A 13,964-nucleotide genomic window follows, 5' to 3' on the forward strand; every position below is an offset into this window, starting at 1 on the left:
CACCGAAATCCGCAGAGACTCGCCCCGGCACCGGACACCGCTGCCTTCTACAGGCCTCACGGACAATGATGTGAAGGATTTCACGGAACCACCCGGCCCGCCGCTCCAATTTGCCGGCAATCTGCAACGTAAGTCTCTGGGGCAGTCCGCGCCGGCCAACATCAACTTGTTACATGCCGGCTCTATTTCGCATGCAACGGGTCGGCGCAGTGGAGCGGAATGGGAGCCGCTGTCTTCATGACAAATTCACCGCATATGCCAAAGGCCTCCGACCGGGTTTGCTTTTCATCGCCGATTTCGACAAAGGTGCCGGGAAATGCCTTCTTCCCGTTCCGTTCGTCACGGAATGGTGGTGGAGTAGAATTCAAAGCACTTTTCAGGACAGGGAACTCGCCATGACCATTCAAAACACCATGCTCAAGAAGCTGACTTTTTCGACCTTTCTTCTGACTTTGCCCCTGAATAGCGCCCTCGCCGCTGACCCGGCGGTCGCCGAGCGCGTCAAATCCATGCTTGCCACGCAGGGCGTCGAGATTTCCTGGACCGGGGTCTCCGGCGACAACTCCAACGTGGTGCTGCAGGGCGTCTCCATCAAGCCGGCGGCTGAGAAGGAGGCGCTCCCGATCGGCGATGTGAAGCTGGAAGGCGTCACCGAGGCCAACGGCGGCTTCGATATCGCAACCGTGTCGACTTCGGCCTTCGAGCGCAGCCAGGACGGCGTGACGCTCAATCTCAGCCCCTTCGTCATCCACGACATGAAGGTTCCGGCCGAAGGCAGCACCGACCCGCTGGGCTCGCTGATGATGTACAAGTCGGCCGAACTGTCGAACATGACGGTCAAGGTCGCCGACAAGACCGCCTTCTCGATGGACGGGCTCGCGGTCCAGATCAACCCGCCGGCAGACGGCAAGCCGATGGATTTCACCGCCAACACCGAAAAGTTCAATGCCGACCTGACGCTGGTCGACGACCCCAAATCGAAGGAGGTCATCGACGCGCTTGGCTACCAGAACATCTCCGGCACCATCGCGATGGCGGGCACCTGGCAGCCGAGCGACGGCAAGATGGAACTGTCGAAATATGACATCTCGGTCGAGAATGCCGGCACGCTCGGCATGACCTTCAACCTCGGCGGCTACACCGTCGAGTTCGTCAAGTCGATGCAGGAGATGCAAAAGAAGCTCGCCGCGCAACCCCAGGGCGCCGACAACTCGGCGGAAAGCATGGCCATGCTCGGCCTGCTGCAGCAGCTTTCCTTCAACGGCGCCTCGATCCGCTTCGACGACGATTCGCTCACCGGCAAGGTGCTCGACTATGTCGGCAAGCAGCAGGGCATGTCGGCCAAGGACGTCGCCAACCAGGCCAAGGCCGTGGTGCCGTTCGGCATGGCGCAGCTCAACAATCCGGAACTGACGGCCGAGGTCACCGCTGCGGTCAGCAAGTTCCTCGACGATCCGAAGAGCCTCGAAATCTCGGCCGAGCCGCCCGCTGCCGTGCCGTTCGCGCTGATCATGGCCGGCGCGATGTCCAACCCGCTCGACCTGCCGAAGACGCTCGGCGTCAAGGTCAGGGCCAACGAGGACTGAGCGGGCCGTGCTCCTTCTCCCCGCCTCTATACCGTATAGGGCCGGGGAGAAAGGGCAGTTGCAACGCTGCCGTCAATCCTTCTTAGCCACGGCCACGCGCAGCGACAGCTCACGCAGCTGCTGCGGCGTGGCTTCCGAGGGCGCGTTCATCAGCAAGTCATACGCCTGCTGGTTCATCGGGAACATGGTGACCTCGCGCAGGTTCTTGGCGCCGACCAGCAGCATGACGATGCGGTCTATGCCGGCCGCCATACCGCCATGCGGCGGCGCACCGTACTGGAAGGCGCGGTAGAGGCCGCCGAAGCGCTCCTCGACCGTGGCGCGATCAAGCCCGACGGTTTCGAAGGCCTTGACCATCGTTTCCGGCAGGTGGTTGCGGATGCCGCCGGACGCGATCTCGAAGCCGTTGCAGACCATGTCGTACTGGAACGCCTTGATGCCGAGCAGGTCCTCGCCGCCGAGCGCCTCGATGCCGCCCTGCGGCATCGAGAACGGGTTGTGGGCGAAGTCGATCTTCTTCTCGTCCTCGTTCCACTCGAAGAACGGGAAGTCGACGATCCAGCACAATTCGAAGCGGTCGCGGTCGACGAGATTCAACTCCTCGCCGGCGCGGGTGCGAGCAGCACCCGCAAAGGAAACGAACTTCTTCGGATCGCCCGCGACAAAGAAGGCGGCATCGCCGTCGGCAAGGCCGAGCTGCTGGCGCACGGCCTCGGTGCGTTCCTCACCGATGTTCTTGGCGATCGGACCCGCGCCTTCGAGCTTGTCGCCCTCCTTGCGCCAGAAGATATAGCCAAGACCAGGCTGGCCCTCGCCCTGCGCCCAGGAATTCATGCGGTCGCAGAAGGCACGGCTGCCGCCGGTCTTCGCCGGAATGGCCCACACCTCGGCCTTCGGATCGTTGGCCAGGATGTTGGCGAAAACCTTGAAGCCGGAGCCGCGGAAATGGTCCGATACCGCCTGCATCTCGATCGGGTTGCGCAGGTCCGGCTTGTCGGTGCCATAGGTGCGCATGGCCTCGTCATAAGGGATGCGCCGGAATTTCTGGGTCACCGGCTTGCCGGCGGCGAAGGTCTCGAAGACGCCGCGAAGCACCGGCTCCATGGTGGAAAGCACGTCGTCCTGCTCGACGAAGCTCATCTCGAGGTCAAGCTGGTAGAACTCGCCAGGCAGACGGTCGGCGCGCGGATCTTCGTCGCGGAAGCAGGGCGCGATCTGGAAATAGCGGTCGAAGCCGGAGACCATGATCAGCTGCTTGTATTGCTGCGGCGCCTGCGGCAGCGCGTAGAAGGTGCCCGGATGGATGCGTGACGGCACCAGGAAGTCGCGCGCGCCTTCAGGCGACGACGCGGTCAGGATCGGCGTCGAGAACTCGGTGAAACCCGCCTCCCCCATGCGGTTGCGCATCTCGGCGATGATCTTGGTGCGCGCGATGATGTTCTTATGCAGCGTCTCGCGGCGCAGGTCGAGGAAGCGATATTTCAGGCGGATGTCTTCCGGATAGTCCGGCTCGCCGAACACCGGCAGCGGCAGTTCCTTGGCCGCCGACAGCACCGCGATCTCGCGCGCGAAAATCTCGATCTCGCCGGTCGGCAGGTTGGCGTTGACGGTTTCGGGCAGACGCGCCTTGACCGCGCCGTCGACGCGGATCACCCATTCGCCGCGCACCGTCTCGGCGATCTTGAAGGCGGGCGAATCCGGATCGGCGACGATCTGCGTCAGGCCATAGTGGTCGCGAAGGTCGATGAACAGCAGCCCGCCATGGTCCCGCACGCGATGCACCCAACCCGACAGACGGACGGGATTGCCGACGTCGCTCTTTCGCAATTGGGCACAGGTGTGGCTGCGGTAACGATGCATGGTCATTGCTGGAATCCGGAATTGCGAGCGAAAGCCCGGCTCGAAAATTGGCGCGAAAAGCGCATGAGAGACCCGCTTTGTCAAGTTAAGTGGTCGCATGGGGCAAGCGTCACAACAGGCTCGCGGCCTCGTTGTTCAAGCGAAGCGGATTTCGGCACCCTGTCGCTCGAAATCGGCGAGGATATCGGCAGGCGCCGTGCTTTCGACCACCAGATGCCGGATCGCGTCGGGCGCAGCGACCCGGTAGGGAGCCGCGGTGGCGAGCTTGTCGTTCGTGACCGCGATGACGATGCCGGCGCTGTTCCTGGCCATGGCGCGCTTTACCTCGGCCTCGGCCGAATCGAACGCCGTGACGCCGCGCGAGGCATCGAGGCCGCAGGATCCGAGGAAAAACAGATCGGCCCCGAGCTGCGCGACGGCCGCTAGTGTGTCGCCGCCGACGCAGGTGCCGAGGTCGCGCGAATAGCGGCCGCCGAGCATGATCAGCTCGACCAGCGGAAGATCGGCCAGCGCCGATGCGACCCCCAGCGAATTGGTGGCGACCGTCAGCTCAATGTCGCGCGGGAGGGCGCGGGCGATCGCCTCGTTGGTGGTGCCGCCATCGATGAACAGCGCCTGACCGGCGGTGACAACCTCCACCGCAGCCTTCGCCAGGCGCATCTTTTCCTCGACAGCGTGGCTGCTGCGCTGACTGATCGTTGCGGCAGCGAACGGCGCCAAGGTGATCGCCCCGCCATAGACGCGCCGGAGTTGGCCGGCCTTGGCGAGTTCTCGCAGATCGCGGCGTACCGTGTCCTCGGAAACGCCGAAGCGGCTGGCCAGCTCGCCGGCAAGAACCTTCCCGTCCGCCGCCAGGCGGTCGAGTATGAATTGGTGACGTTCCTCGGTCAGCATGCACGAACCTCTTTCTTTATGCACGTTCTTGCATGATTTGCCTGTTCATGCAAGAAACGGTGCATGGATCGGCGATGCCGACCGTGGCGCAACGGCAAAATAGGGGCGCATGAATGGCGTGGTATATCGCAACATCTCTCCGCAACGAGGACCGCCCAAAGCTGACGGTCGCTCCGGAAAACGTGGCCGCATACGACAAGGTGTGCGACGCGATGACTGCGCAATATGAGCAATTGCCGAAAGACGATCCGCTGTACGCCGTTGCCGATCCCGTCGAGATGATCAACGGTTTCGAACTCCCGGACTTCGAACCGTTCGAGATCAAGATCAGGGGAAGCTCGGCCGACCTTCCCGACATCATCAGTACCGGAATGGGCTGGCTGGTGAGCGACAAAGTCAGGGCCGAGATCGAGCGGATCGAGCCCGGTCGCCACAAGTTTCTCCCGGCCCGCCTTGCCACGGACACGGAGACGGGGATCGACCGCTGGAGATTCCTCGACATTTGCGGGCGGCTGGACTGCGTCGCGCTCGATGCTTCGGAAGGCGTATTCAAACGGGTCTACGATCCGGAACTGCCCGAATACTTCCGCTACCTGGAAGAGGGCGGAAGCAAGACCAAGATCGCGATCTGGCGATCCTGCGCGGAAGGTCGTGCCATCTGGTACGACTATCGCATCAAACGCCGGTTTATTTCCGACGAATTCGCAGAATTCATTCAACGAGAATGCATTCGCGGGTGGTCTCTGACGACTTTTGACCGGCCCAATCGAGTGCGCGAAGTCGAGGGGGGCATCGACTGATGGCTGGCGACCATCCATCTGGCAAAACGTCCTATCGGAAAGGGCCGCTATGACCTTTGGCCTCAAACTCGCCCCTCAGCACCGCGTCTATGCCGGGTTCGGGATCTATTCCTTCGCCATGGGCAACATTTTCCCACGGCTGCCCGACATCAAGCACGCGATGGGCATCGCAGACGGAACACTGGGGCTCAGTCTGATAGGGACGCCCATCGGCACCTTGATCGCGCTGACGCTGGCAGCGCCGATCCTGGAACGTGTCGGCTTCCGCCGGGCGCTGCTCTGGCTGGTCCCGCTTCTGGCGCTTGTCTACGCCATCGCCGTGCACGCGTCCGGGCCGGTCGCGCTGTTTCTGATGCTGCTTCCTATCGGCCTGATGATCGGCAGCGTCGAAATCATTCTCAACGTCGAGGCCGACAGAACCGAGTTCCTGCTCAAGCGACGCATCATGAACCGCGCGCATTCATTCTGGAGCGCGGGCTTCTTCGGCGCCGGCCTGTTCGGCGGCGCCATGGCGCATCTCGGCCTGTCACCGCAACTCCACCTGGCCCTCGTCGTGCCGATGGTGGCCGTTGCGATGGCGCTGTTTCTCGGCGGCTACGAGCCGGCCCCTGCGCGCTTTGCCACCTCCGGCGACACGGCGCCCATGTTTGCGCGGCCGACACTGCCGATCCTCGTGCTCGTCGCGGTGACGCTTTCGGCGATGCTGCTGGAAGGCGCGAGCATCGACTGGTCGGCCATCTATATGCGGACCGTCTTCGAATCCGGCCCGTTCATCGCCGGCTTAACGGTGGCTCTGTTTGCGTTCTCGCAGGCGGCGACGCGCTTCTTTGCCGACAGCTTCGTCGACCGCCACTCGCCGAGCGGCGTGGCGCGCACCCTCCTGGCGACGATGGCCGCCGGCGTCGTCGTGGTCTTCTTCTCGCCCGCGCCATTTGTCTCGATGTTCGGCTTCGTGCTCCTGGGCATCGGGAGCAGCGCCATCTTCCCGCTGGCGATTTCGGCAGCCGCGCAGCGAAGCGACCGCCCGGCGGCCATCAACGTGGCGGCATTGTCGCAAATCTCCTTCATTGCTTTCCTGCTCGGCCCGCCGCTGCTCGGCTTCGTCTCCGACCACTGGGGCATTCGCTCGGCCTTCGGCATCGGCATCCCGTTCATCGCACTCAGCCTGCTGACAGCGGGCTCTCTTGGCCGGCGCCCCACGCTGGCCGAGGTGGGATCCGGCACGACCCAGGAAGCGCTGGCGCGGGCCAACGAGGCATAAGATCAAGCTGTCCCTTGTGGGATCAGCCGACTTCTATGTTCATTTCTGCAATCAGACGCTCGCGCCCGGCCAGCGAGTTCAGAGCCTTGTCGCCCAGTTCCCGGGCGACGAGGTTGAGCAGCGCTTCGCAAAAGACGACATAGGCACCCATGCTGTTCGAATAGAAACTGCTGGCATGGGGAATGAAGAAGGCGTGCTTGGCCGGAGGGACGAGCGGCGAGGATCGGGAATCGGTGATCGCCATTACGGTTTGGCCGTTCGCAGCGGCGATGCGACCCACCTCGGCGACGCTCCTCGTATAGGGCGCGCAGCTTGCGATGATGACGACGTCGCCTTTATCCAGCTGTGAGAGCGCCTCGGCGACACCCAGCCGCGGCGCGTCCAGGAGCGCGACGTCGGAGCGCACCATTCCCAGGCAATAGGTGAGAAAGCTCGCCAGCGAATGGAACTGGCGAACGCCATGGATGCGCACGCGACGCGCGCTTGCGAGCAGCTTCGTCGCCCCCTTCAGCGACGCGCCATCCAACTGGCCCAGGAAAGCGTCGACATTCGCCGCCGTTTCCTGCGCCAACTGCGCGAAAACCTCGACCTCTGCATCGCCGGCGGACGGAGTCGCCAGCAACCGTCCGGCCTGGCGGCTGTAGAAATATTGCTGGTCGTTTGCGATGGCCTTGCGGAAGACGGCCTGGAAATCGCCAAAACCTTCGAAGCCGAGACGTTTCGCCAGCCTGGTCAGTGTCGATGGATTGATGCCGAACTGAGCGGCGAGCTCCGAGATCGAGCGCACCGCCGATTGTTCCGGAGCCTCCACCAGCTTGGCGAACACGTCATGCGCCTTCGAGCCGAGGGAGAAGCCAGCCTCGTCGCGGCCGACCGAGAGCGCCAGCGCCCTGAGTTCTTCGATGGTGCGCGGCGGCTCCGCTATGGCTTCCTCAGGCATCGCCCCCGTTCCTGCTCACGCGGCGACAGGGACCAACCCGTCGCGCATGTCGAAGCGAGCTGCTTCATGCGGGGCATCGTAGACAGACCATTCGACCTTGTCAGCCCCGATGCAGATGACCGCGGTCGCCAAGGTGTTCTCGATATCGCTGTCGTCCGGGTCGGTGCGGTGAATCGGCAGCTCCGGGTCGGCTGCGTCCCACAATATGCCAAGCGCGCGGGTTTGCGGATCAGACTGGAGCGGCTGATCGAGCAGCAGTTCGCCACGCCGCTGGCGGACACCGGACGATCCTGTGACGATCTGCGACACGCGTCCGGAGTCGGCATGGATGAGGTGGTTCGAGTGAACCCGCGGCACGTCGACACGGTCGACCGACAGGACTTGGGCGGTGAACTCGACGCTGAGGAGCCGTTCGTCTCCGGCCTGGCCCAGGGTCAGGTGAAAGGCGCCGGCGCGGGGCGCCGATCTGAGCACGGCCAACGCCGCGTCAAGATTTGATGCATCAAGCATCGCGCGCGCGAGCACCATACGCGGCGTGCCGGCGCCGGCGGCCAGCGGCCTGATGTTGTTGACGGCCTGGACCAGGCCCGTCGACGTGACGCCAAACGTGTGGCCGGGCAGCGAGCCGGGATAGACGAAGGCTGTGAAGTGATTGCCGCCCTCGGAAGCCACATGCGCCAGCGCGCAGTGACCGGCAAAGTCGGGAGCGCCATCCTCATTATGGCCGATGACGTGCGGCGAACCCGGCAATTGCACGGTGGTGCAGCCGTCCGGCGCCATCGCCCAGATATCGCCGCGACAGTTCCACAGGAAAACGTCCTCGAAGGGCAATTCCAGACCGGCGGCCAGGCCCCGCAATTCGGCCCAGTATCGCGGAAACCGGTCCCGCACGATCGTTGCCATCATGCCGATGCGGGTATCGAAGCGGCGAGAAACCAGCTCCTGCCATGCGGCAGATTGGCGGAAATGATCGTGCAGGGCCGCGCGGCCGAAACGCCCCAGGGTTGCTCCGACATCATATGGCGAGCCCGAGACCTCGATGAAGGAAAGCAGGCGGCAATCATCATGCGACATGCTGCAGAAACTCTTTCAAGCGAGGATTTTGCGGGTTCTCGAGCAGCTCCCGCGGCTCGCCGTCGACGGCGATCTTGCCGCCTTCCATGAAAATCAGCCTGGTGCCGACCTTGCGGGCGAAGGCCATCTCGTGGGTGACCACAATCATCGTCATGCCCTCTTCGGCGAGCGCCTGCATGACGCGCAGCACTTCATGCCGGAGCTCGGGATCGAGCGCCGAGGTCGGCTCGTCGAACAGCATCAGCTTAGGCCTGACGGCGAGCGCGCGGGCGATGGCGACCCGTTGCTGCTGGCCGCCGGAAAGTTCACTCGGATAGTGATGCGCCCGATCGGCGAGCCCGACCTTGGCCAGCATTTCCAGCGCTTGCTTGCGCGCCTGCTGCCGCGTCTCACCGCGCACACGGTGCGGGCCGAAGGCGACGTTCTCGAGCGCCGTCATCTGCGGAAAGAGATTGAACTGCTGGAAGACCATGCCGGCTTCCTGACGGATCAGGCGAACCATGCGGCCGCCGGACTTGACGCTGATGCCGTCGACGACGAGATCTCCGCCGTTGATCTCTTCAAGCGCGTTGATGCAGCGAAGCAGCGTCGACTTGCCGGATCCGGAGGGACCGATCAGAACGATCTTCTCGCCAGGTTCAATCGCCAGGTCGACTTCGTCGAGGATCGTGACGTGGCCGAAGCGCTTGGTAACCTTCCTGAATTCCACGATGCTCACAGGATGCGCATCCTCTTCTCGGTCAGCCTGAGGATCAGCGTAAGCGTGCCGGTCATGATCAGGTAGAACATGGCCACGGCGGACCAGATCTCGACGGCACGGAAGTTGGCCGCCATGATTTCCTGGCCCTGCCGGGTGAGCTCGCCGACGCCGATGACGATAAACAGCGACGTGTCCTTCAGGCTGACGATGAACTGGTTGCCGAGCGCCGGGATCATGCGGCGGAACGCGAGTGGACCGATGATGTAGAAAAGCACCTTCCAGAACGGCAGGCCAAGCGCCAGGCCGGCTTCGCGCAAGCCGCGATGGACGGAAAGAAACGAGCCGCGCACGATCTCGGCGATATAGGCGCCGGCATTGATGACGATTGCCATGATGGCGGCCGCCAGCGGGTTGATGCGGACATCGGCAAGAATCGGCAATGCGAAATAGATGAACATGACCTGCACGATGATCGGCGTGCCGCGTATCAGCTCCACATAGAGGAAGGCGATCGCGTTGAGAACGGCATTGCCGTAGGCGCGCGCCAGGCCGGCGGTGAAGCCGATCACCAGCCCGCCGGCGAGCCCGGCGAGCGCGATCAGCACGGTGAGGCGCGCTCCTTTCAAGAGCTCAGGCAGGGCCTGCCAGATAACGGACCAATCGAAATCCATGAGAGCTGTCCTTCAAGGAAAGCGCACCGGACGCGCCCGGCGCGCAGAGAATCCCGGCGATCAGCTCTTTGGCGGTTCGGTGCCGAACCACTTCTTGTAGATCGTGTTATAGGTGCCGTCGCTTTTCAGCTTGGCGATCGACGCGTTGACCTTGGCGACGAGCTCGCTGCCCTTCGGGAAGGCGATGCCATATTGCTGGGCCATCATTTGCGGGCCGACGGTCTTCACTTTCCCCTGGCCGTTGGTCTTGATGTAGTAAAGCACGTTCGGTGTGTCGTGCATGGCGGCGTCGGCGCGCCCGGTCGCGACTTCCAGATAGGCATTGTCGCTGTTCGGGAACAGGCGCAACTCGGTGTCCTTGAAGTGCTCCTTGGCGTAGTCGGTGGCTGAGGTGCCGGTCTTGACGGCAAGCGTCTTGCCGGCGAGATCGTCCGGACCCTTGATCGCACTGTCGACCGGCACCATCAGCAGGAAGCCGCTGTCGTAATAGCCATCCGAAAAGTCGATGACCTTCTTGCGTTCATCCTTGATGGTGATGCCGGCAAGGCCGACGTCGACCTGCTTGGTCTGCAGCGCCGGAATGATGCCGTTGAAGTCCATCGGCTGCAGCGTGTAGGTCACGCCAATGTCCTTGGCGATTGCCGCCCACAGGTCGATGTCGAAGCCGACATACTTGTCGCCCTCCTTGAATTCGAACGGAACAAAGGCGGTGTCCGTCGCCACGATCAGGTCGGCGGCAAAGGCAGGTTGGCCAAGCACAAGTGTTGCCGCGACGGCCGCTGCGGCGGTGAGGCTTGCAAGCGCGAACTTCATTTTTCGGGTTCCCCTGTTTGTTGGAATTGCCACGGAACCCTAGCACCGCTGTACCCTTATCGCAAATCTAAAATGCATTTTGTTCTATGAATGCCTTTTAGATTTGCATGACCGCCTGTTTGGTCCCGGAGAAATGAGCCCTAGTCGAAGGCCCATTGGGCTCGCAACGCGTCCGCACCGGCAAGCCTCAGCCCACACGCTTCGACCGCCCGTCTGGTGGCCGCGACAAGGTCCTGATTTCCGGAAGCCAGCGCTCCATCGGGGAGCAAAAGATTGTTTTCGAATCCGACGCGCGCGTGCCCCCCAAGCAGTGCCGCGGCGGTGACGCAGGCCGTCTCGCAAGCGCCGAAGGCGCAGACCATCCAATGCCTGAATGGGGCAGTGCCGGGGGCCAGAAACGGCAGCAAGTCGGCAGGGCTGGATTTCTGCCCGACCGTGTAGCGACCAAGCACATAGAGAACGGGCACGTTGTCGAAGGGTATCACGCCGCGCTTCGCGAGCGCCGCCAGCCGGGTCGCTTCTTCCGGCGAATAGAGGATGACCTGCGGCGCGATCTTCTCCACCCGCAACTTTTGGAGAAACGCAGCGAAGGCGCTTTCGTGCGCTTCATCCGGGACGAATTCGCGCAAGGCCAGCGAAACCGCTTCGGGGCGCGTCTCAAGCACCACGCGCATCTGCTGCTCTGGTTGATACATCTCCAAGGCCTCACTCGTGATCTGGACCACCAGACCTTCGCCGACGCGAGCTTTGATCGCCGCCGTCGCGGCCCGATAAGCCTCGGCGTCCAGCAGGTGACCTCCATCGCGGTCGCGGACATGGACATGGATCATGGCAGCGCCGGCATCGAGCGAGGCTGCGGCAACGCTCGCCAGTTCTTCGGGGGTGATCGGCAAGGCGGAATGATCCACCTTCGTGCGCCTGCCGCCATTGGGCGCCACGGCGATGACGACCGAATCGGATCGCCCGGAAGCGGCCTGCCCTTCAGTTGTGCCGTTGCGCATGGCCAGCTCCATTTGTTGCATACTGCTATTGTTTGCAACATCTATTGCATGCCCGAGCAGCGGCGTCTATGGTTGCGGCATGATCCGCGCGCCACTCTCCGATGCCATCGTCGAGATCTTCGACACCTTGCCCTCCCAGTTGCAGGGCGCTGCGCGCTATCTGCTCGACAATCCCGAAGACGTCGCGCTGTTGTCGATGCGCGAGCAGGCCCGTCGCGCCGGCTTGCAGCCCTGGACGATGGTGCGCCTGGCGAAACGGCTGGGCTTCGACGGCTACGAACCGCTGCGGTCGCTCTACGCCAACGCCATGCGACAAGGAGAACTCGGCTTTGCGGGCAAGGCCGGCGCGCAGCTCGCGCGGCAAAAGCAGGTTGGCGACCGGGCGTTGGCCGCCGAGATGATCAGGTCGCTGTCGGCCCAAGTCGCCGAACTCGGCGAGACCGACCGGCTCGAGTCTCTGGTCGCCGCCGCCGAGGCGCTGCATGCGGCGCGCCGGATATTCTGCCTCGGGCTGCGCTCCAGCCATCCGGTCGTCGCGCATTTCGCCTATGTCATGTCCTTCCTCGGCGAAAAGGCCGTCATGCTGGACGCCGCATCGGGAGCCGGTACCGACGCCATTCGCCTGGCGGCCGACGAGGACGTGCTGCTCGTGGTCAGCGTCGCCCCCTACACCAGGACAACCGTCGACCTTGCCCGTCGCGCGGCAGCCAATGGCGTGCCGGTGATCGCGCTCACCGACAGCGCCGTATCGCCGCTCGTCGGTTTGGCTGGACTTTCGGTCCTGATCGCGACCGAAAGCCCGTCCTTCTTCCACACCATGGCGCCGGCCTTCATCGTCGGCGAGGTTCTCGCGGCGCTGATCGCCGGCAAGGGGGGAGAAGGTTCGCTCGCCGCCATTCGCCGCACCGAGGATCAACTGTCCCAACTCGACATCCACATTCTGACGCCGCGCGGCCGGAGGAAAGCATGACCCACATCCTGCACCGCCAGATCCACGCCAAGCTGCCCATCGCCAGCGGCGGCAAGGGCGTCGAGCTCTTCGATACCGACGGGCGCGCCTATATCGATGCCTCGGGCGGAGCAGCGGTTTCGTGCCTCGGCCACGGTCATCCCGATATCCTCGCCGCCATGCACCGGCAGGCCGACCGGCTTGCCTATGCCCATACCAGCTTCTTCACCAGCGACGTCGCCGAAGCGCTCGCCGACCGGCTCGTGGCGGACGCTCCGGCCGGGATCAGCCATTGCTATTTCGTCTCGGGCGGCTCGGAGGCGGTCGAGGCCGCGCTCAAGATGGCGCGGCAGTATTTCGTCGAGATCGGCGAGCCGCAGCGCCGCAACATCATCGCCCGCAGGCAAAGCTACCACGGCAACACGCTCGGCGCGCTCGCGACCGGCGGCAACGAATGGCGCCGCGCGCAGTTCCGGCCGCTGCTCATCGACACGCATCACATTGATCCCTGCTTCGCCTATCGTTTCCAGGAAGCGGGCGAGACGGATGCAGAATATGCCGCGCGCGCGGCACAGGCGCTGGAGGACAAGATCCTCGAGCTCGGGCCTGAAACGATCATGGCCTTCGTTGCCGAAACGGTGGTCGGCGCGACGGCAGGCGCCGTGCCGCCGGTGGCGGATTACCTCCGCCGCATCCGCGAAATCTGCGACCGCCACGGCGTCCTGCTGATCCTCGACGAGGTCATGTGCGGCATGGGCCGCACCGGAACGCTGCATGCCTGCGAGCAGGACGGCGTCGTTCCCGACCTGATGACGATCGCCAAAGGGCTGGGCGGCGGCTATCAACCGATCGGCGCCGTCCTGCTCAGCCGAAAGATATTCGATGCGTTCGCGAACGGCTCGGGCCTTTTCCAGCACGGCCACACCTATATCGGCCATCCCATGGCCTGTGCGGCGGCACTTGCCGTTCGGGAGGTGATCGCCCGCGACAGGCTGCTCGAAAACGTCAGAGCCATGGGCCACTATCTGTCGCGCCGGCTTGGCGAGCGGTTCAGCAATCATCCTAATGTCGGCGACGTCCGCGGGCGCGGCCTGTTCATGGGCGTCGAACTGGTCGAAGACCGTTCGACCAGGCAGCCGTTCGATCCGAAGCGGAAACTGCATGCGAGGATCAAGAAGGCGGCGATGGCGCGTGGGCTTCTCGTGTACCCCATGGGAGGCACGATCGACGGGGTCAATGGCGACCACGTGCTTCTCGCGCCACCGTTCATCAGCGGCGAGCAGGTCATCGATGCGATCGTCGAACGCCTCGACGATGCCATCCGGGATGCATTGCGGGCCTGAGCCGGACAGCCAAGGGTTGGCCAGCCGGACCGCGACGAGGGCTGCGCTCGTCCAGGTCGACAGGATGACCGG

At 63.8% G+C, this 13,964-nt stretch carries 13 protein-coding genes; 5 read left to right on the forward strand and 8 right to left on the reverse strand.

Annotated features, from left to right (window positions below):
• Positions 1-395 precede the first annotated feature (395 nt).
• The gene (locus EJ074_RS03755; RefSeq protein ID WP_095808324.1) at positions 396-1,586 is read left to right on the forward strand and encodes a hypothetical protein; all 1,191 of its coding nucleotides are present in this window, start codon (positions 396-398) and stop codon (positions 1,584-1,586) included.
• A gap of 72 nt (positions 1,587-1,658) precedes the next feature.
• Here the strand turns inward: EJ074_RS03755 and aspS are convergent, their stop codons facing one another.
• A complete protein-coding gene (gene aspS, locus EJ074_RS03760) occupies positions 1,659-3,452 on the reverse strand; it encodes an aspartate--tRNA ligase (RefSeq protein ID WP_129552779.1) in 1,794 nt (597 codons plus the stop codon).
• 129 nt (positions 3,453-3,581) lie between these two features.
• Positions 3,582-4,340, reverse strand: a complete 759-nt coding sequence (locus EJ074_RS03765) for a DeoR/GlpR family DNA-binding transcription regulator (RefSeq protein WP_095808326.1) — start codon at positions 4,338-4,340, stop codon at positions 3,582-3,584.
• Positions 4,341-4,453: 113 nt separating this feature from the next.
• On the opposite strand from EJ074_RS03765, the gene EJ074_RS03770 reads away from it, so the two are divergent.
• Both EJ074_RS03770 and EJ074_RS03775 read left to right on the forward strand, forming a co-directional pair.
• On the forward strand, positions 4,454-5,140 hold the full coding sequence (locus tag EJ074_RS03770; protein ID WP_095808327.1) for a DUF1629 domain-containing protein: 687 nt from the start codon (positions 4,454-4,456) through the stop codon (positions 5,138-5,140).
• 49 nt (positions 5,141-5,189) lie between these two features.
• Positions 5,190-6,401 carry an MFS transporter gene (locus tag EJ074_RS03775; RefSeq protein ID WP_095808328.1) on the forward strand — a complete coding sequence of 404 codons (1,212 nt, stop codon included), beginning with the start codon at positions 5,190-5,192 and terminating at the stop codon, positions 6,399-6,401.
• Between the two features lie 22 nt (positions 6,402-6,423).
• On the opposite strand, the gene EJ074_RS03780 is transcribed toward EJ074_RS03775, so the two are convergent.
• The 6 genes from EJ074_RS03780 to EJ074_RS03805 form a co-directional block, all read right to left on the reverse strand.
• Positions 6,424-7,341, reverse strand: coding sequence for a MurR/RpiR family transcriptional regulator (locus EJ074_RS03780; RefSeq protein ID WP_095808329.1), 918 nt, complete (start codon positions 7,339-7,341; stop codon positions 6,424-6,426).
• Positions 7,342-7,356: 15 nt separating this feature from the next.
• Complete coding sequence (locus EJ074_RS03785; RefSeq protein ID WP_095808330.1) at positions 7,357-8,415, reverse strand: C45 family peptidase; 1,059 nt, start codon at positions 8,413-8,415, stop codon at positions 7,357-7,359.
• Positions 8,405-9,133, reverse strand: a complete 729-nt coding sequence (gene glnQ / locus EJ074_RS03790; protein WP_095808331.1) for a glutamine ABC transporter ATP-binding protein GlnQ — start codon at positions 9,131-9,133, stop codon at positions 8,405-8,407. Before glnQ ends, EJ074_RS03785 begins: the two co-directional genes overlap by 11 nt.
• On the reverse strand, positions 9,130-9,786 hold the full coding sequence (gene glnP / locus EJ074_RS03795) for a glutamine ABC transporter permease GlnP (RefSeq protein WP_095808332.1): 657 nt from the start codon (positions 9,784-9,786) through the stop codon (positions 9,130-9,132). The genes glnQ and glnP overlap by 4 nt, the downstream gene beginning before the upstream one ends.
• Before the next feature lie 60 nt (positions 9,787-9,846).
• Positions 9,847-10,599 (reverse strand): glutamine ABC transporter substrate-binding protein GlnH, encoded by a 753-nt coding sequence (gene glnH, locus EJ074_RS03800; protein WP_095808333.1) that lies wholly within the window; start codon positions 10,597-10,599, stop codon positions 9,847-9,849.
• A 140-nt stretch (positions 10,600-10,739) separates the two neighbouring features.
• On the reverse strand, positions 10,740-11,600 hold the full coding sequence (locus tag EJ074_RS03805) for a 3-keto-5-aminohexanoate cleavage protein (RefSeq protein ID WP_129552780.1): 861 nt from the start codon (positions 11,598-11,600) through the stop codon (positions 10,740-10,742).
• A 79-nt stretch (positions 11,601-11,679) separates the two neighbouring features.
• Between EJ074_RS03805 and EJ074_RS03810 the strand changes: the two genes are divergently transcribed.
• Complete coding sequence (locus EJ074_RS03810) at positions 11,680-12,570, forward strand: MurR/RpiR family transcriptional regulator (protein ID WP_129552781.1); 891 nt, start codon at positions 11,680-11,682, stop codon at positions 12,568-12,570.
• On the forward strand, positions 12,567-13,892 hold the full coding sequence (locus tag EJ074_RS03815) for an aspartate aminotransferase family protein (RefSeq protein ID WP_095808335.1): 1,326 nt from the start codon (positions 12,567-12,569) through the stop codon (positions 13,890-13,892). The genes EJ074_RS03810 and EJ074_RS03815 overlap by 4 nt, the downstream gene beginning before the upstream one ends.
• Positions 13,893-13,964 lie beyond the last annotated feature (72 nt).

This window comes from Mesorhizobium sp. M3A.F.Ca.ET.080.04.2.1, assembly GCF_003952525.1.
In the GTDB taxonomy this organism is placed as follows: Bacteria; Pseudomonadota; Alphaproteobacteria; order Rhizobiales; family Rhizobiaceae; genus Mesorhizobium.